This window comes from Bifidobacterium olomucense (genome assembly GCF_012932375.1).
GTDB lineage: Bacteria > Actinomycetota > Actinomycetes > Actinomycetales > Bifidobacteriaceae > Bifidobacterium > Bifidobacterium olomucense.
The window spans coordinates 200443-217708 of the sequence record NZ_JAAIIG010000002.1 but is presented as its reverse complement, the minus strand read 5'-3'; the positions used below and the strand labels follow the sequence as shown (position 1 = coordinate 217708).

Below are 17266 nucleotides of genomic sequence, written 5' to 3'. Positions count from 1 at the left end.
ATGGAGCGTTATCTGCGTTGCGGTCTCCTCGACGTACCTTTGTACGCCTTCGTCGCCGCGCCTTGATTCCGCACGCATCCATGTTCCCGGCTTCCATACGGAGGAAGAATTGATATGACGCGTATATGGAAGAAAGCTTTGGCAGCTGGATTGGCTGCAGTGACGTTGTGGACCACCGCTGCATGCGGCAGTTCAGTTGGTACCTCTGATGTGCCGGTCGTGCCGGCCGAGGGTGATGTGACCATCCGCCTCAACTGGTGGGGTGGTGACGCTCGCATCAAAGCCACTGAGCAGGCGGTTAAGGGTTTCGAAGCCGAGCATCCGAACATCCATGTGGATATGGAGTACTCCGATTGGACCGGCTACTGGGATAAGCTCGCCGTGCAATCCGCAGGCGGCAATGCGCCCGACGTGATGCAGATGGACCAGCTCTATCTTGCGTTCTATGGTTCGATGAATGCTTTGCTGGACATGAACAAAGCGTCTCAATATCTTGACTTGAGCCATATGGATGCGGACACCCGCAACACGGGCAAAGTCGATGGCGTGCAGGTGGCGGCACCCGCAACCATCGCGCAGTTTGGCGTCATCGTCAACAACGACATTCTGAATGAGCTGGGTGTTACCATGCCCGATACCGATACGTGGACCTGGGATGATTTCGAGCAGGTAGCTCAGGAAGTCACCCAAAAATCCGGCAACACATTTATTGGCTCCATTTTCATGAACAACAGCTACGGACTGGAACTTTGGGCACGACAGCACGGGGAAAGTACGTTTGATGGCAATAAGGTGAGCATTTCACCTGAAACCCTGGCTTCGTTCCTTGAGAAACCGGCGGATTGGGCCAAGAATGGCATCGAAGGCAATGCCGAACGTTGGAGCGAAAACGTCACGGCCTCCATGAACGACACTGATTTCGGCAAAGGACGTCAGGCGTTCATGCTGACCCAGGCCACGCAGATCACCCCATACGCGCAAGCCGCGGGCAATCCTCACATGACGCTGGTGCCATTGCCGCAAATCAATCCGGGGGAGAAGACCATGTACTTCAAGAACGGCATGTATTGGGCGATTTCCTCTGGTTCGCAGCACCCCGCTGAAGCCGCCATGCTGGTCGACTATCTCATCAACGATTCGAAAGCCGGCACAATTCTTGGCACTGAACGTGGCATCCCCGCCAATAATGACATTCGTGCCGCGCTCGCCAAGACAGCCACTGGAACAGACAAACTCTCGCTGGATTTTGTTGATGAAATTCGTCCGACGGTAGGTAAAGCCCCGGCAGTGGTACCGAATGGCGCATCCGAATTGGATAAGACCATCGTGCGCTATCAGCAGGATGTGGTTTTCGGCAAACGCAAGCCGCTGGAAGCCGCCAAGTCAATGATCGCCGAACTGCAGGAGTCCATCGACTTCAATTCGTGAGGCCATATCCCTCTGCTTCTTATGCAGAGGGAAAAGGTTTCACACGCGTGCGCCATCATCGAAGTAGCCGCCCTTGTCTCCGGGGCGATTGCTGCGATTGAGCGCCTTGATGATGAGCCCACCCAGTCCAAGCACTGTGCAGATGCCAAACGCGATGTTGAGCAGTGCGCTGAGCACCGGAATCCCGTACAGAGAAGGAATCAGCACCATCACCGCAGTGCCGACCACCCCGATGATCAACAGTGCCACAAGCAATATCGTAGACTGCTTGACCGGTCCGATTTCCGGGTCCGGGGCAGTGAAGCCACCGTCATCGTAACGGTCCATCACCGCGTTGGTGTCCAGCCAGCTTGATCCCGTAAAATCGCGCGGGCCGGGTCGTGCGTCGTCGGTGAAGGCACCCATGTCAAGATCATTGATGGACAACAGCGCCTCTTTGTCCCGACGTTTGGCTTGCTTCTCGAATTTTTTGGCTTGCCTCGATGAGGCCACATCGTTGAGGTCGGCTTCATGCTCGGCTTGGAATGCAGCCCACGCTTCGTCCAGATTGCCTAGGCCGGCGGAAGAGTTGGATTGGGTGGGTGACGTATTGCTGGAGTTCTTGGAGGTCGCGCCATCATCCGGCGTCGGTGTTGCCGGCTCGTCTGCCGCATTGGTATTGTTGAGGTCAGTCATATAGTCCACTTTAATCTGATGCCCTAAACCGCGCAGGGAGGGAACGCCAAGTGCTGTACTGGTTCTTCGTCAAAGTCTTCGGTCCGATCGCTCGTCATCGTCTCGGCCCCACGGTTTCCGGCCTGAACAACGTGCCTCGTACCGGTGGCGCGATTATCGCCGCCAACCATCTGGCGGTGATCGATGATGCGCTGATCCCGATCACCTGCCCGCGCATGGTGCATTTCATGGGCAAAGCCGAATATTTCGAAGGCAAGGGATTGAAGGGCAAATTCAAGAAGTGGTGGTTCACCTCCGTGGGCGTGTTCCCGGTGGATCGTTCCGGTGGCAACAAGTCGCTTGGTGCGCTTGAGCATGCGCGCGAGATCATCGAGGCCGGCCATCTGTTCGGCATTCATATCGAGGGTACCCGTAGCCCTGATGGCCGTATGTACAAGGGGCACACTGGCGTTGCTCGACTGGCTTTGGAAACCGGTTGCCCGATTGTGCCGACCGCCATTATCGGCTCCGACAAGCTCCAGCCCATCGGCACCTCCATTCCGAAGAAGGGCAGGACCCAAGTGCTCTACGGCAAGCCGATCGCCGTGGAAAAGAAATCTGCCGAGGAAATCACCCATGACGATCTGCGTGAATTGACGGACCGTGTCTCTGCTGCGATTCAGGCCATGAGCGGTCAGGAGTACGTGGATGAGTACGCGCAGAAAATCAAGGCGCAGTTGAAGGAAGAGGCAGAGCGTCAGACCGCGGAAAACAATACCGAGGCGCACTGAGCTTCAGTGTTCCGAATCTGCTCTGAGCATTCTCGGGGTGTCCTCGGTCATCGATTGATGTAAATAAGTGGGTTCGCATGGCAGTTGCATGCGAACCCACTTGCGTACTTGCCTGACGTTCGTTGACTTGGTATGAGTGGTGTTTGAGCATTCGACGAATGACAATACTCACGGGATCACCGGGTCATAGCCCCGTCCTCCATCAGAAAATCGACGAATACATTTTCAGCGTAATGGCCGTGGGATTGCCGTTCGCATCGCGTAGACGGACCACCGTGCCTCCTACAGGATTCTGGGAAGCGACTGTTTTATCTTTGGACGAATCCACTGTGATCTGCGATTCGACACTTACTGTGAAGCCTAGTTTCTCCAGTGCCGCTTTGGCTGTGGACGCCTTTTGACCCACGTAGTTCTCCAACGTGATGGTCTCGGGACCTTTGGAAATGACCACATCCACGCTGTCACCCCATTTGAGCTGCGCTCCAGCCTCCTGAGAAGTGGAAATGACCTTACCGGCGGCGATTTTATCATCATATTCTTCGGTGATATTCGCCGTAAGGTTGAGCTCCTCAAGCGCGGACTGCACCTCATCCTTGGTCATGTCTGTCACATTCGGCATCGTGACCGGCTTGGGCCCCTTGCTCAGGGTGATGGTCACGTCGCTGTCGTGTTTGAGCGTAGTACCAGGGTCGGGGGAAATGGTCAGTGCGGCGCCTTCGGGAACATCCAGCGAATAATCGTCTTTGCTTGAATCGTGAGTGACCTTATCGAATCCGGCCTTCTTCAAAGCATTCAGCGGATCCTTGCCGTTGGCGGAAGTGGCGTCAAGGATATCGGAGGGAATCGTGGCCATGCGCACGCCCTTGGACACCACCACCGTAAGCTGCTGGTCGCTGCGTCTTCCGATGTGAGTGCCAACATAGGCGTCTGCGGCATCCACGGAAGCGGAGATGACATGACCTTCGGCCACGGTATCGCTGTAATCCTGCGTCATCGTATAAGGAACGCCTGCGGTTTTCAGCAGACTTTCGTAGGTAGCCCAATCAGCACCGGTCAATGCGCATTCGGTGTCGTCTGCCGCACAGCTGACATCCTCAGGTTGAGGCACGCTCCAATAGCTACCTGGACCGGCGAACCACCACCATGTGCCGCCGCCTGCCGCCAAAGCGATAATCAACAGTACAGTCAGCGCGATAACGAGCGGTTTTCTGTTGTGCTTACTGGGCTTTTCTGCGGACTCTCCGTCAAGGTGGACCTCTGTCGGAATTACCGTGTCGGTCGGCTGGTCGCTGACCGCAGTCGACTGTGCAACGCCCATGACCTGTGTGCGTTCGGCTTGCGTCTCCAGCGCCGTCGTCGGGGCGGCGGGCGGTGCCGGAGGCATGGCTGAAGTGGGTGCAGGATTGTCCGCGATATGCGACGGGTGCACGGACTCGCCGATTCTGCCTACCAAAGCCGGTGCCGTTGCATCGGTACGATCGGAGATTTCGGATTCGGCATGAAGCCGGTACTGCCATGCTTCCAGCGGCAGTTTTGCGGCAATCTGTCGCAGCTCCTCAGCCGCCGTCATACCGTCGGCCGGCCGTGCCTCGACCTGACGGGCCGTCAGATGGGAGACGAATGCGGCAATGGACGGGTCTATGCCCGTACACACCGTAGATACCGGGGGCACGTCCTCATGAACATGCTTGAATACCAGTGTGACTGGATTGTCGGAATCAAACGGCACTTTTCCGGTAAGCATTTCCCAAGCCATGATGCCCACCGAATACAAATCGCCTTGAGGCGTGGCCTGATTGTGCTCGATCATTTCAGGAGCCAGATAGGCGGCGGTGCCGAGCAGCATCCCGGTGGAACTCAGCGTAGCCTGGCTAGCCGCCTTGGCAAGTCCGAAATCCGTGATCTGCACATGACCTCGGTCGTTGAGCAGAATGTTCTCCGGCTTGATGTCCCGATGAACCACGCCTATGCGATGGGCCGCGGCGAGACCATCCAACGTCTCTGCGATGACGCGCACCGTTTCGCGTACGGAGAAGGTGCCCTGCAGGTTCATCTCATGTCGCAGATTGACGCCATGCACATACTCCATGACCAGAAAGTCAAGCCCGTTATATTCACCGGTATCGTATACCTGCACGATATGAGGATTGGCTATGGCCGCCGCGGAATTGGCTTCTCTGCGGAATCGCTCGACGAATTGATCGCGATGAGGACCTTGAGCGAGCTGCGTGTGCATGATTTTAATCGCCACAGTGCGGCCCAAACGCTCATCGACAGCCTCATATACGGTCGCCATGCCGCCTTCGGCGATGTTGCGCACAATGCGGTAGCGTCCCTCAATCAACTGCGTGGGCTCGTTCTCACTCATGGTTGTTCTGCACGGTTCCTTTGATGATGTCTAGACATCGTTCAGTCTACATTGGCCCGGCTACGCGGACGAGGACTTCCGGATGAGGAAGGATAGGGACGACCTGTGAAAAGAACCGGGCGGGCGGAGACGATTGTTGCGTGTCTTCGCCCTACGAACTACTCCGTATCACGACGATGCTTTCTCGTGATTTCACGCGGCTATCGCAATTCCTGAGGAATAAACTGCGCGCAAGCCTCGGCAAGTCGTCGGCGTGCACCGGAATCAAGATTCAGCTCGTCGAGGGCTTGCCGGGTCTGCTGCCACAGTGCGCTGATGCGTTGTTTGGAACGGTCGATGGCACCGGTGCTGTGGAACAAGCTGATGGCGCGAGACACTTGCGATTCATCGCGTCGCTCGGCTTCGAACATGGCGATGAGCTCATGGCTGTCCGCGTCGCCGGCCGCAGTTAGCGCATCGGCCAGCAGCACGGTGCGCTTGCCTTCGCGGATATCGCCTCCGACGGGCTTGCCGGTATTGCTGCTGGAGCCGACGACATCGATCAGGTCATCCGCGAGCTGGAAGGCGAGTCCGAGCGGACGGCCGATGGCCATGGCCTGGCTACGCGCCTTGTCCGGATCGACTCCGCAGGCCAGGAACGCGAGCAGCAACGGGGCGATGGTGGTGTAGCTGGCGGTTTTCCAGCGAAACACGTTCAATGAAGCATCCGCCAATGCCTCAGGGTCGGTAAGCGGAGTCATCTCGACGCCAAGATCAAGTACCTGTCCGATTTCGACCTCATGTTGCATGGTGAGGAACGCTTCGTCTATGGCATCGGTGTTGCACAGCTGCCGGGCGGCGCGGCGGGCGATCTCGATGCATACGGTGGCCAGAATGTCGCCCAGCATGAGTCCCAATCCTCGGCCGATGACATTGTTGCCAACCGCCAGTTCGAGCGCACGATGCGCTGAAGGCCTGCCGCGCCGCAAATCGGATTCATCGATGATGTCGTCATGAACCAAGGCTGCGGTCTGAAAGATTTCTATGGCGCAAGCCAGATCGAGCATGGCGGTGCGCTGTCCGGTCTGGGTAGGCTCCGCTATGGCATCGAATGCGGCCATGGCCAATAATGCGCGAAGACGTTTGCCTCCCTCGCTGGAGGTTGCGGCCTGATCGATGACCTTATCCAATACCGGTTGCACGGCCGGGCTCACCACATCGGTAGCCGGGGCGGCAACCGTTTCGAGAGCAAGCTGACGGATGCGCGGTTCGATGGTTTCGCGATCGCAAGTTGTTGTCCACATGCCTAATAACTTATCCACAGGTTTTGAAGAACACAAGAACATTGGAATGGCAAGGATGCGAAGCTCGCTCCACATAGGCCGTTTTCCCCTCGATGCGAGGCGGCAATCGTGCATAGTGGAGAGTCAATGCCGCAGCCGGCGGCGTGGCGCGAATCGAATGCGATGCAAGAGCGCGCGACAACCAGTCAAGGAGGACGATTATGTATGCCGAACGATATGCGGCGCCCTCGGTCGAGGAACAATGGCAGCCGGACTATGAAGACCAGTGCACGATGGAGCGTCTCGCGATGAAAGCCGAGGCATTTCACAACAACCGCCTGGCCCGGGGCATACGTAGGGCCAACGAGGAATGGATTTCCCAGCCGCTTGACGACTGGCTGGAAGGTCTCGGACAAGATGGCATCCTCTTGAGCGCGGATGTAATGGAAGCATTCGTAGTGGGCATGCAGGAAACGCTGTCGATTCGTGACGCGCTCATCCTTTCTCTGGTGACTGATGAACAACATTGCCCACGAGCCCAGCTTATGGATTTCGCCACACGACCGCACGCGGCACGCACGAAAAAACGGATGGGGCAACTGCTGACCGAGGCCTTTGAGAATGAGGCGATCAGACCGGATGAGCAGCGATGCCGTCGGGGAGTGGCGATGCTATTCGAGATGGTGCATGCCTATCCGTTTGCTCCCGCCTGTATTCAGCCGTTGGCGGTGATCGCATATGCCCTATGGTGGTTGGGGGATGCGGAATCAACGGCATATGCGTTGCAGTGCCTCCTGCTTGATCAGGAATGTTCGTTGGCGGCAATGGTGTTCTCGGCCAGCGAACGTGGAGTCAGACCTGCATGGTGTTCCAGAAAAAGTGCCATGCCGTTGGAATGACACGGCCGACGGTCGTGTCTGGCCTTGAGCAAAACCGGGTTGTTCCAACACGATTTCTGGCCGATACGGGAATAATCGTCCTCGGAAGGTGGTTTACTCGCATAGTTGACGATTTGCCCTTGCCAGAAGTGTGCCCTTGTGGTATACGTGCCAACGGCAAGAGATCAGAAGGAGCAGTTTTGGCCACGAAGGAAACGACGGCAACCAAGCAGACGGTCGAGTCCAGCGAGGAGACCGACAGCAAGAAGAAGGCCAGCGCTTCGACATCCGCACGTAAAACCGCTGCGAGGAAGAAGTCCGCCGAAAAGACTGCGAAGAAGACGACGCGTAAGTCTGCCGCGAAGAAGACCCAGGACGATGAGGCGCTTAAGGATGTGCTCGACGAGAGCGAGGACGACCTTGACGAGGACGCTCAGGTAGATGACGAGGACCTTGACGTCGATGACCTGGACGAGGACATCGACGATGTGGATGACGTCGATGACCTGGACGAGTCCGAGGATGACGACGAAGACGTTGAGGATGACGACGAAGACGAGGATGCTCCCAAGGCGCCTGAGGCTCCTAAGGAAAAAGGCGCTTACGTGGTCTCCGATACGGATGATGACGATGAGAACATCATCCCCGCCGGCAATCCGAAGCGTCGTGTGATCGCCGCCGGCGCCACTGCCGATCCAGTCAAGGACTATCTCAAGCAGATCGGTCGCGTGAGCCTGCTGAATGCCGAACAGGAGGTGGATCTTTCCGAGCGCATCGAGGCGGGCCTCTACGCTCAGCACCTGCTGGACACCCAGTCCGAAGGCATGGAGTTCAAGCGCAAGCGTGAGCTCAAGTGGGCTGCCGCCGACGGCAAGAAGGCCAAGGACCATCTGCTGGAAGCCAACCTGCGACTTGTGGTCTCGCTGGCCAAGCGTTACACGGGCCGTGGCATGCTGTTCCTCGACCTGATCCAGGAAGGCAATCTGGGTCTTATCCGCGCCGTGGAGAAGTTCGATTGGAAGAAGGGCTTCAAGTTCTCCACCTACGCAACTTGGTGGATCCGTCAGGCCATCACCCGAGCCATGGCCGATCAGGCACGCACCATTCGCGTGCCCGTGCACATGGTGGAAGTCATCAACAAGCTTTCCCGTGTGCAGCGCCAGATGCTGCAGGACCTTGGCCGTGAGCCTACGCCGGATGAGCTGGCCCGTGAGCTGGATATGCCGGTGGAGAAGGTGCAGGAAGTGCAGAAGTATGGTCGCGAACCGATCTCCCTGCATACCCCGCTTGGTGAGGATGGCGATTCCGAGTTCGGTGATCTGATCGAAGACACCGATGCCATCGCGCCGTCCGACGCCGTGGCTTTCTCCCTGTTGCAGGAACAGTTCAAGCAGGTGTTGGAAACCTTGTCTCCGCGTGAGGCCGGTGTCATTAAGATGCGTTACGGCCTTGAGGATGGGCAGCCCAAGACACTGGACGATATCGGTCGAGTGTATGGCGTAACCCGTGAACGTATCCGTCAGATCGAATCCAAGACCATGTCCAAGTTGCGCCACCCGTCTCGTTCGCAGACGCTGCGTGACTTCTTGGATCAGTGATCGGCTGCTTGGCTCTCCTCCCTCAAGAGGGGAGCCAAGATGGTATTAGAGAGAATATAAGGATTTATGGCCACAGAAGAATACGGCGCGAAGGATCTTGCCGTCCTCGAAGGTTTGGATGCGGTACGTAAGCGTCCGGGCATGTATATCGGCACCACCGACTCGCAGGGTCTTATGCACTGCCTGTGGGAAATCATCGACAATTCGGTGGATGAAGCCCTAGCCGGATATTGCAACAATATCGTCGTCACCCTGCACACCGACGGCTCAGTGGAAGTCGCGGATAATGGACGTGGCATTCCGGTCGACAAGGAGCCCAAAACCGGTCTGTCCGGTGTGGAAGTGGTGCTCACCAAACTGCATGCCGGTGCAAAATTCGGCAATTCCTCATACAACGCCGTCGGCGGCTTGCATGGTGTGGGCTCCTCGGTGGTCAATGCTTTGAGCTCCCGATTGGACGTCGAGGTGGATCGAGACGGCAAAACCCACCATATGGCGTTCCACCAAGGTCATCCCGGTGTGTATACGGATGCCGATCCATCCAATCCATCGCCTGATGCTCCGTTCAAGCGCACGCGCAAGAACCGCCCCACCGAATTGGAAATCATCGGTTCGGTAAGTCCCAAAACCACCGGTACGCGTATCCGTTACTGGTATGATCCGGAGATTTTTAACAAGACGGCCGCTTTCTCATACGAGCAGCTTGTCGATCGTGTGCGCCAGACCAGTTTCTTGGTCCCTGGATTGAAGATCACGATTGTAGACGAGAATGTGCCGGAAGCGGCGCATGACGGTTCCGGCAGTACCTCTGTTCTGGACACTGCACAGGACTTCGAATCCTCATCGACCGTGCAGGATGCGTCGATTTCGACCGAGACGCAGGCTGAATCCGGAGCATCGGAGGAATCGGACGATCCGCTGGCCGGTTTCGTTGCTGTGGGCAATGACGTTCGTTCCGCATCCCCGGCCTCGGCAATATCTGCCGAAGAGGATTTCACCCCTACTGCCGAGGCTCCCATGGTCGATGGCGCGTTCGGTGAGCAGCCTGCCCATCCTCGCACTGTGGAATTCCTGCACACCGGCGGCGTGAAGGATTTCGTGGACTTCCTTTCTCATGGCGAGCCGGTTTCCGATATCTGGCACATTCAAGGTGAAGGCGTCTACAAAGAGGAGACTCAGGCAGTAGGCGCTGGCGGCGAATTGCATGCTCAGGAAATCGAACGCACCTGCGGCATCGACATCGCCCTTCGATGGGTGAACGGATACGATACGGTGATTCGCAGCTTCGTGAACATCGTGGAAACGCCCGGCGGCGGTACTCACGTGGATGGTTTTATGAATGCCATCACCAAGCAGATTCGCAAAGCCGTGGAAGACAACGCCCGTAAGCTGAAGGTGAATCTCAAGGATTCCGCCATCAGGGTGGAACGCGATGACATCCAGGCCGGTCTGGTAGCTGTAGTCACTGCCCGTGTGGCTGAGCCACAGTTCCAAGGTCAGACCAAGGACGTGCTCGGCACCGCCCAGGTCAAGCCGATCGTCACCAGACTCACCGACAAGCAATTCGGCGAGATGATCACCGGCTCCAAGCGCGGATACAAGGACCAGTCAGCCCGCGTACTGGAGAAGATCGTGGGCGAGATGCACGCCCGTATCCAGTCGCGTAAGGCCAAAGAAGTTACGCGCCGCAAGAACGCGCTCGAATCCGCATCCATGCCGGCCAAGCTTTCCGATTGCCAGCCGGGCAATGATGATGTGGCCGAACTGTTCATCGTGGAGGGTGATTCCGCACTCGGTACGGCCAAGGCTGCGCGCAACGCCGGATTCCAAGCGCTGCTGCCGATTCGAGGCAAGATTCTCAATGTGCAGAAGGCGTCCATAACGCAGATGCTGGCCAACAAGGAATGCGCCGCCATCATTCAGGTGGTGGGAGCCGGTTCCGGCCAAAGCTTCGACATTGAGCAGTCACGCTATCACAAGATCATTATGATGACCGATGCCGATGTGGATGGTGCCCATATCCGCATCTTGTTGCTCACGCTGTTCTACCGGTATATGCGTCCGCTGATCGAGCACGGATACGTGTATGCGGCCGTGCCGCCATTGCACCGCATCGCGCTGACCGGATCACACAAGGGGGAATACATTTATACGTATTCCGATGATGAGTTGGCGGGCAAACTGGCCGAATTGGATCGCAAGCATATCGGCTACGCGGATGACATTCAGCGCTATAAGGGCCTGGGTGAGATGGACGCCGACCAACTGGCGGATACCACCATGGATCCGCGCACGCGCATGCTTCGCCGTATCCGTATGGAAGACGCCGCCCAAGCCAGTGAGATTTTCTCGTTGCTGATGGGCGACGAGGTGCCTCCACGCAAACAGTTCATCGTGGACAATGCGGACGATTTCGACCGTTCAAAGATCGATACGTGATGATTGACGCGTAATACGGATATGGGGGCGGATCATGCATGGGCATGGTCCGCCCCCGCCGATAGCTATCGTCCGCAAGTCGCATCGCTGCTGGGCACTTCGCCGTCAATCAGATAATCATCCACGATATCGGCCACACAGGAGTTCGTATACTCGTAGGCGGTATGTCCCTCGCCCTTGTAGGTGAGCAGCACGCCGGACTGCAGCAGTTTCGCCAAATTCACCGCAGACTGATAAGGCGTGGCGGGGTCTCCTGTAGTGCCCACCACGAGAATCGGCGAGGCTCCGGGTGCGGAATAGTCCAGCTGCTTGATTTGGGAACGATCCTGTTGCAAGGCTTCGCAACCGATGTTGCCGTATGCCATGAATCGGCCGAAAGTAGGAGACTTCTCCTTGAGCTCCTTGGCGATGGCCGTCTGCTTGCTCATATCCGAGGTGGGCGGGTCATCCAAGCAATTGACCGCCAGATTGGCTTCCATCGAATTGTCGGTATAGATGCCATCTTCATTGCGTCCAAGATAGGCATCCGCCAAGAGCAGCATGGTGTCCGCTTTGCCGGTGTCTTTGAGTTCTTGGAATGCTTGGGTGAGGTACGGCCAATTATCTTGGGAGTAGAGCGGCATGATGATGCCGTACATCATGGTGATGCCGTTCACCGTTTGGCTTGTGGAGGTGGGCCAAGGGTCGGTGTCCGCCCGTGTCAGCCATGACTGAATGATCGTGGTCGCGTCACTCGTCTTCATGCCGGTGAACGGGCAGGAATCATCGTTGTCGATGCAATCGGCAAGATATGTGGCCAGTGCGTTTTCGAATCCTACAGCCTGTTTCACAATGGAGGTGGTGGCATCCTCCTGTGGATCGATAGCGCCATCGAGCACCAGTCGTCCAGTTTGTTTCGGGAACATGGCGGCATACGTGGAACCGATGTAGGTGCCGTAGGAAAAGCCGAGATAATCAAGTTGGTCCTCGCCCATAAGCGCACGCATCAGATCCAGATCGTGGGCTACGGACTGTGTGTCCACGTGGTCGATGATGGTGCCGCTGTGCTCCCGGCATGAATCGGCGAACGTGTTCGCGAGCTTACGGCTGGAATCAAGGTTGTCTGAGGTGATCGGATCGGCGAGAAAATACCGATTCAGCAATTGGGAATCGTCACCGCAGCTGATGGGTGCGGAATCGGCTACGCCACGTGGATCGAAGCCGATGATGTCGTAGTCTTCGCGCAGATCATCGGTGGCGGTGTACTCGATGAAATCCTTCAGCCAGTCCGCGCCTGAAGCGCCCGGGCCGCCGGGATTGATGAACAGATATCCTTTGGAATCATCGCCTTCGGCGTAGTGAACGGCCAAATGCAGTTTGATGGTTTCGGATGAGGGGTCGGACCAGTTGGACGGCGCTTTGATCGTGGTACAGGCATCACCCTGATCGCATGATGTCCATGTGTATTGCTGCGTATAGTACGAGTCGAACGCGGCGCTGACTGAATCAGGGCGTGCTGAGGGCTGTGGGTTGGATTGTCTTGCATGGGGGCCGTAATCGTCGTGACGGCTACTACCTGCGGTCTGGACCAAAGTGGCAATACCCCGACCGATGCCTACCAGAATACCGATGTTGAGTGCGATGGCCACCATCACCGTGATGAGTATCACCAACCATGTCGGCATCTTGTTGCGCTGCGGTGTAGGAGGTGCTGGTGCAAGGCGTGATTCGGGTCCGGACGGTTGTCCGTAATATGGGGGAGCGGGGTACGGGGCAGACGGTTGTCCATAGCGTTGTTCATCTGGACTGTGCTGTTGCGAATCGAATGGCGGATATGGAGGCTGCTGCGGCTGCTGTGGCGTGCTCATGCACCCAGTCTAGCGTTCCATGTCGCAATTACCCAGTCCGGATTGGTCATGCCCAACCCAAGCCACCAGACCAACAGCAGAACGAACGAGATGGTCAGCAGCGGCAGACGTTCGCGAAATAGCCGGACGAGCGCAAGCGTCAACACTAATGCCAGCAGCAGGATGAAGGTGAGTGACAGCCATCGAAGCCAGGTCATGCCATAGGTGTTGATATACAGACCGAGGCGTGTTGTCGCGGAGACCAGCATCACGCCGGTTGCGGCGACAAGGCCGATTTGCAGGGTCAACAGGGGTTTCGTGCGCGGCGCGAAGGTAAGCACCAGTCCGAAGCCGGCGAGATTGAGTGTAGCCACGAACAGGAGTTGGAAGAAGCCTTGGCGGGCGTATGAGGCATAGGTATATCCATCCGGCAATCCAGCTCCGGCGAACAGGAATGTGAATTGGACTGCGCAGAACACGGCATACAAGGCGAGTACCAGTCCCAGCACGGTGGTGGTGATGATTGGATCGAATGCTTTGCGGGTCTCTGCTTCGCGTAGCGCATGAAGTTCCGGCTCTCTGGTGCGGGTTTCCACACTGGCGAGCAGTGAGAACAGAAATGGTGCAGGAATCAACACCGCAGCTGTATGGACAAGCAACTGGGTGAAATCAATATGGTCGAACAGGTGGGTCACGCCGTAGGAGAACACCTCATCAGCCTGCATGAGCAACGGTATCAGCAGACAGAACATCGGCAGACTGATGAGCAGGGCAATGCCGATTTTGCGCACGATGGTATGGTTGCCTTGCTTGGGGCCGGTATCGTCGGAGACGGCCATATCAATGCATCGTGAACAGGTTTCGACCAATAGCGACCAATGAGTGAACAGGCTGACGGTCCATCCCATTGTCCAATTGGCCATAAGTCCGGCTGGGTGCCGAGGGTGATATGCGGTGCCGGACAATTGCAGAAAGAGCATGAGCAGCGCCGGCAGCACCGTATATCCGGTAATGGCCGCATACCAGAAGTTCGCCGTGAGTGCTGTGCCATTGACCCATAGGTAGGCGAGCGAAGCGTTGTGGGCGAACATCCAGCCGATGCAACAGGCTGTGGCGGCACCTGTGAACCACCACATCGGATTGCGCCAAGCCCGTTTGACGAATAGTGCGAATCCGATGACGAGGATAATCAAACAGAGCGTCGCCCATGGGAACCACGCCGAGAATGCCGGGGTGTAGAGGAATCGCGGAACGTCGATGATCAGTCGATCAAAGGCAAACGGTATGGCCAGTGATGCGGCTGACAGCGCGATGGCGCGACCTGGGGTGAGTCTGGAACTTGCCGATGACGGGGAAGAGGCATGACGCAAGGAGATTGTGCAACTTGCGGTTGTGCTTGCAGCAGTTGGATCGGGCTTGGGAGCGGATGAGGCACTTGGTGTAGTCATATCTGCATCATAAGATATCGAAAAACGATATGAGAATATCGAAAAACAATCTTTTACCGAATGTACATATCGTAAATCGATATGCTGCATGACGGCGCGGGTCGATATCGACGGTCGGCGATATTTACGTTCGTCCGCGTGTTGTTAGTGACCATTGGGTAATCTGATGACATCGTTATCACAGCGTAGTTTGCGATTGATAGGAAAACCAAGGAGTGTCGCTATGGCCAGTCTGTTGCTTGCCGTGATTTATATTGCGTTCATCAGTTTGGGGTTGCCTGATGCGCTGCTCGGCGCGGCTTGGCCCACCATGAGCCAGGATCTTTCCGTGCCGGTCTCCTGGGCGGGTGGCATCTCGGCGACGATTTCCATGTTCACCATCATCTCCGCACTGCTTTCGGATCGTATGACGCTTCGATTTGGCGCGGGGCGCGTCACCGCCGTTTCCGTAGCGTTGACTGCCATGGCGTTGGCTGGGTTTTCCATCGCTCCTAACTATTGGGTGTTGATGCTCATTGCCGTTCCCTATGGTTTGGGTGCGGGCGGTGTGGATGCCGCGCTCAACAACTACGTGGCCGTGCATTATGAAAGCCGTCATATGAGCTGGTTGCACTGCATGTGGGGCGTGGGTGCCTCGATCGGCCCGTACATTATGGGATTCGCGCTCTCGGGCGGCCAGGGTTGGCCGTGGGGATATCGATACATCGCCATTCTGCAGGTTGTCCTGACGGTAATTCTGGTACTCAGCCTGCCGCTGTGGAAGTCGCGTAGGCGTACGGCGGTGGAGATTGAGGCCGACGCGGCGGATGCCGTGAGTCACGGGGAAGGTGCCGGACGCAAGCCGCTGGGGGTTGCCGGCGTACTCGCCATCCGTGGTGCCAAAGAGATTCTCATCATGTTCTTCTGCTATTGCGCCATTGAAACCACGGCAGGCCTGTGGGCTTCCAGCTATATGGTGCTTCATGGCGGCGTCGATAAGATCACGGCGGCCAGCTGGGCCAGCCTGTTCTATGTGGGCATCACTGTAGGCCGTGCGCTTTCCGGATTCCTGACCATGAAATTCGCTGACCCGGCGATGATCCGTCTCGGTCAGGCATTGGTGCTTGCCGGCATCGTTGTCATGCTGGTGCCGTTGCCGCATCATCTTGGTGTCGTCATAGGCTTGGTGGTGGTGGGCCTTGGCTGTGCGCCTATCTACCCGTGTGTCATCCACTCCACGCCTGACTATTTCGGCGAAGAGAATTCCCAGGCCATCGTCGGTGTGCAGATGGCATGTGCGTATATGGGCTCGTTGATAATGCCTCCGGTGTTCGGCGTCGTCGCCCAGTATGCCACCATCGCGCTGTATCCGTGGTATCTGCTGCTGTTTCTGATGCTGATGACGGTTATGCATGAGCGGTTGCGCAAGTTGCGCGGCTGATTGCACGCGGGGCTTCGTGTGGTTTTGCGCTGTTTTTGTGTCGCTCCGGCGGACTGCGGCTTTGTGGTTCATGAGGCTTTGATGCCTTGATACGGCATGGTTTTTGTGGTGGATTCCAGCTTTGGGCCCGCCGCCTACTATGCTTGACGCCCATGGAGAATAGTGAAGATCATGAACAGATGCCCGAGCCGGTGCGGGATCGATTGAACGTATTGAAGAAAGCGCCCGGTTCGGTGATCGTTGTAGGGTCGATGAACGCCGATTACACAGTGACTGCCAAGCGACTGCCGAAGCCGGGTGAGACCGTCAATGGCGGACCTATGAAGGTGCTGCCGGGCGGCAAGGGGGCGAATCAAGCTTCCGCTGCGGCGAAGCTGGGTGTGTCCGTGCGACTGCTCGGTGCCGTGGGCGATGACGCAAATGCTGATTTTCTGCTCAGCAAGCTGGATGAGGCCGGTGTCGATACCGCTGACATTCTGCATGTCGAAGGTCCTAGCGGCACCACGCTGATTACGGTCAGCGCCGAAGGGGAGAACACCATCGTATATTCGCCGGGATCCAATGCCAAGGCGAGTGCCGGATACGTGCAATCGCATCGTGCGACCATTGCGGAATGTGCGGTGCTTGGTCTGTGTCTGGAAAGTCCGATCTCTACGGTGATCGCCGCGGCGCAAACCGCGCACGACGCCGGCGTGACGGTGTTGCTCAACGATTCGCCGTTCATGGATGAATTGCCGCATGAGCTGGTGGAGGCCACCGATATCCTGCTCGTCAACCAGCATGAAGTGGCTCAGCTGCTTGGTCTTCCGGATGATGATGTGGCTGAGTTCGACTGGTACGAGGTTGTTTCTCGATTCACCGACTATGGTTTCGATCGCGCTATCGTTACTCTTGGCGCGTCCGGATCCATCGTCATCGAGGATGGCCGTTGGCATCGTGTCTCGGCCGTGCAGGTGAACGCTGTGGACACCACCGGCTGCGGTGACTCCTTCATGGGTACCGTGCTTGCCAGCCTTGCCGCCGGATATACATTGCTGCAATCCGCGCAAATCGGCTCCTATGTCTCCGCATATGCCGCCACCAAACTTGGTGCGCAGTCGGCGTACGGTACCGCGGAGGAGGTTATCAGCTATTTCAGCTGATATTTCGTTTCA

General features: G+C 57.1%; 12 protein-coding genes. 7 read left to right on the top strand and 5 right to left on the bottom strand.

Translation table 11 applies throughout. The annotated features are described in order from the left end of the window. Positions 1-114: 114 nt before the first annotated feature. Complete coding sequence (locus G1C97_RS02905; RefSeq protein ID WP_169240455.1) at positions 115-1428, top strand: ABC transporter substrate-binding protein; 1314 nt, start codon at positions 115-117, stop codon at positions 1426-1428. Between the two features lie 39 nt (positions 1429-1467). On the opposite strand, the gene G1C97_RS02900 is transcribed toward G1C97_RS02905, so the two are convergent. Further along, complete coding sequence (locus tag G1C97_RS02900) at positions 1468-2103, bottom strand: hypothetical protein (protein ID WP_169240454.1); 636 nt, start codon at positions 2101-2103, stop codon at positions 1468-1470. A gap of 50 nt (positions 2104-2153) precedes the next feature. Here G1C97_RS02900 and G1C97_RS02895 point away from each other — a divergent pair, with 50 nt between their 5' ends. Next, on the top strand, positions 2154-2873 hold the full coding sequence (locus tag G1C97_RS02895; protein WP_169240453.1) for a lysophospholipid acyltransferase family protein: 720 nt from the start codon (positions 2154-2156) through the stop codon (positions 2871-2873). A 202-nt stretch (positions 2874-3075) separates the two neighbouring features. On the opposite strand, the gene G1C97_RS02890 is transcribed toward G1C97_RS02895, so the two are convergent. Beyond that, entirely contained in the window at positions 3076-5241 is a 2166-nt protein-coding gene (locus tag G1C97_RS02890) for a Stk1 family PASTA domain-containing Ser/Thr kinase (protein ID WP_169240452.1), read from the bottom strand. A 200-nt stretch (positions 5242-5441) separates the two neighbouring features. Further along, positions 5442-6524, bottom strand: a complete 1083-nt coding sequence (locus tag G1C97_RS02885; RefSeq protein WP_169240451.1) for a polyprenyl synthetase family protein — start codon at positions 6522-6524, stop codon at positions 5442-5444. A 200-nt stretch (positions 6525-6724) separates the two neighbouring features. On the opposite strand from G1C97_RS02885, the gene G1C97_RS02880 reads away from it, so the two are divergent. The 3 genes from G1C97_RS02880 to G1C97_RS02870 all read left to right on the top strand — a co-directional run bounded on the left by G1C97_RS02880 (position 6725) and on the right by G1C97_RS02870 (position 11418). After that, positions 6725-7402: a DUF4192 domain-containing protein gene (locus tag G1C97_RS02880; protein ID WP_169240450.1), complete on the top strand. Its 678-nt coding sequence runs from the start codon at positions 6725-6727 to the stop codon at positions 7400-7402. Between the two features lie 179 nt (positions 7403-7581). Further along, complete coding sequence (locus tag G1C97_RS02875; RefSeq protein WP_169240449.1) at positions 7582-8979, top strand: RNA polymerase sigma factor; 1398 nt, start codon at positions 7582-7584, stop codon at positions 8977-8979. A gap of 66 nt (positions 8980-9045) precedes the next feature. Beyond that, positions 9046-11418 (top strand): DNA gyrase/topoisomerase IV subunit B, encoded by a 2373-nt coding sequence (locus G1C97_RS02870; RefSeq protein WP_169240448.1) that lies wholly within the window; start codon positions 9046-9048, stop codon positions 11416-11418. A 65-nt stretch (positions 11419-11483) separates the two neighbouring features. Here G1C97_RS02870 and G1C97_RS02865 read toward each other — a convergent pair whose 3' ends face one another. Then, positions 11484-13082, bottom strand: coding sequence for an alpha/beta hydrolase (locus G1C97_RS02865; RefSeq protein WP_169240447.1), 1599 nt, complete (start codon positions 13080-13082; stop codon positions 11484-11486). Positions 13083-13261: 179 nt separating this feature from the next. Beyond that, positions 13262-14692 (bottom strand): DUF4153 domain-containing protein, encoded by a 1431-nt coding sequence (locus G1C97_RS02860; RefSeq protein ID WP_169240446.1) that lies wholly within the window; start codon positions 14690-14692, stop codon positions 13262-13264. Between the two features lie 223 nt (positions 14693-14915). Here G1C97_RS02860 and G1C97_RS02855 point away from each other — a divergent pair, with 223 nt between their 5' ends. Both G1C97_RS02855 and G1C97_RS02850 read left to right on the top strand, forming a co-directional pair. Next, the gene (locus G1C97_RS02855; protein WP_169240445.1) at positions 14916-16112 is read left to right on the top strand and encodes an MFS transporter; all 1197 of its coding nucleotides are present in this window, start codon (positions 14916-14918) and stop codon (positions 16110-16112) included. Positions 16113-16291: 179 nt separating this feature from the next. Beyond that, complete coding sequence (locus G1C97_RS02850) at positions 16292-17254, top strand: ribokinase (protein ID WP_100495468.1); 963 nt, start codon at positions 16292-16294, stop codon at positions 17252-17254. Positions 17255-17266 lie beyond the last annotated feature (12 nt).

Coding starts and splice junctions, on each gene's coding strand:
- G1C97_RS02865 (WP_169240447.1), bottom strand. CDS start 13,082: ATGCCGACATGGTTGGTGATACTCATCACGGTGATGGTGGCCATCGCA.
- G1C97_RS02885 (WP_169240451.1), bottom strand. CDS start 6,524: ATGTGGACAACAACTTGCGATCGCGAAACCATCGAACCGCGCATCCGT.
- G1C97_RS02880 (WP_169240450.1), top strand. CDS start 6,725: ATGTATGCCGAACGATATGCGGCGCCCTCGGTCGAGGAACAATGGCAG.
- G1C97_RS02860 (WP_169240446.1), bottom strand. CDS start 14,692: ATGACTACACCAAGTGCCTCATCCGCTCCCAAGCCCGATCCAACTGCT.
- G1C97_RS02850 (WP_100495468.1), top strand. CDS start 16,292: ATGCCCGAGCCGGTGCGGGATCGATTGAACGTATTGAAGAAAGCGCCC.
- G1C97_RS02890 (WP_169240452.1), bottom strand. CDS start 5,241: ATGAGTGAGAACGAGCCCACGCAGTTGATTGAGGGACGCTACCGCATT.
- G1C97_RS02855 (WP_169240445.1), top strand. CDS start 14,916: ATGGCCAGTCTGTTGCTTGCCGTGATTTATATTGCGTTCATCAGTTTG.
- G1C97_RS02900 (WP_169240454.1), bottom strand. CDS start 2,103: ATGACTGACCTCAACAATACCAATGCGGCAGACGAGCCGGCAACACCG.
- G1C97_RS02870 (WP_169240448.1), top strand. CDS start 9,046: ATGGCCACAGAAGAATACGGCGCGAAGGATCTTGCCGTCCTCGAAGGT.
- G1C97_RS02905 (WP_169240455.1), top strand. CDS start 115: ATGACGCGTATATGGAAGAAAGCTTTGGCAGCTGGATTGGCTGCAGTG.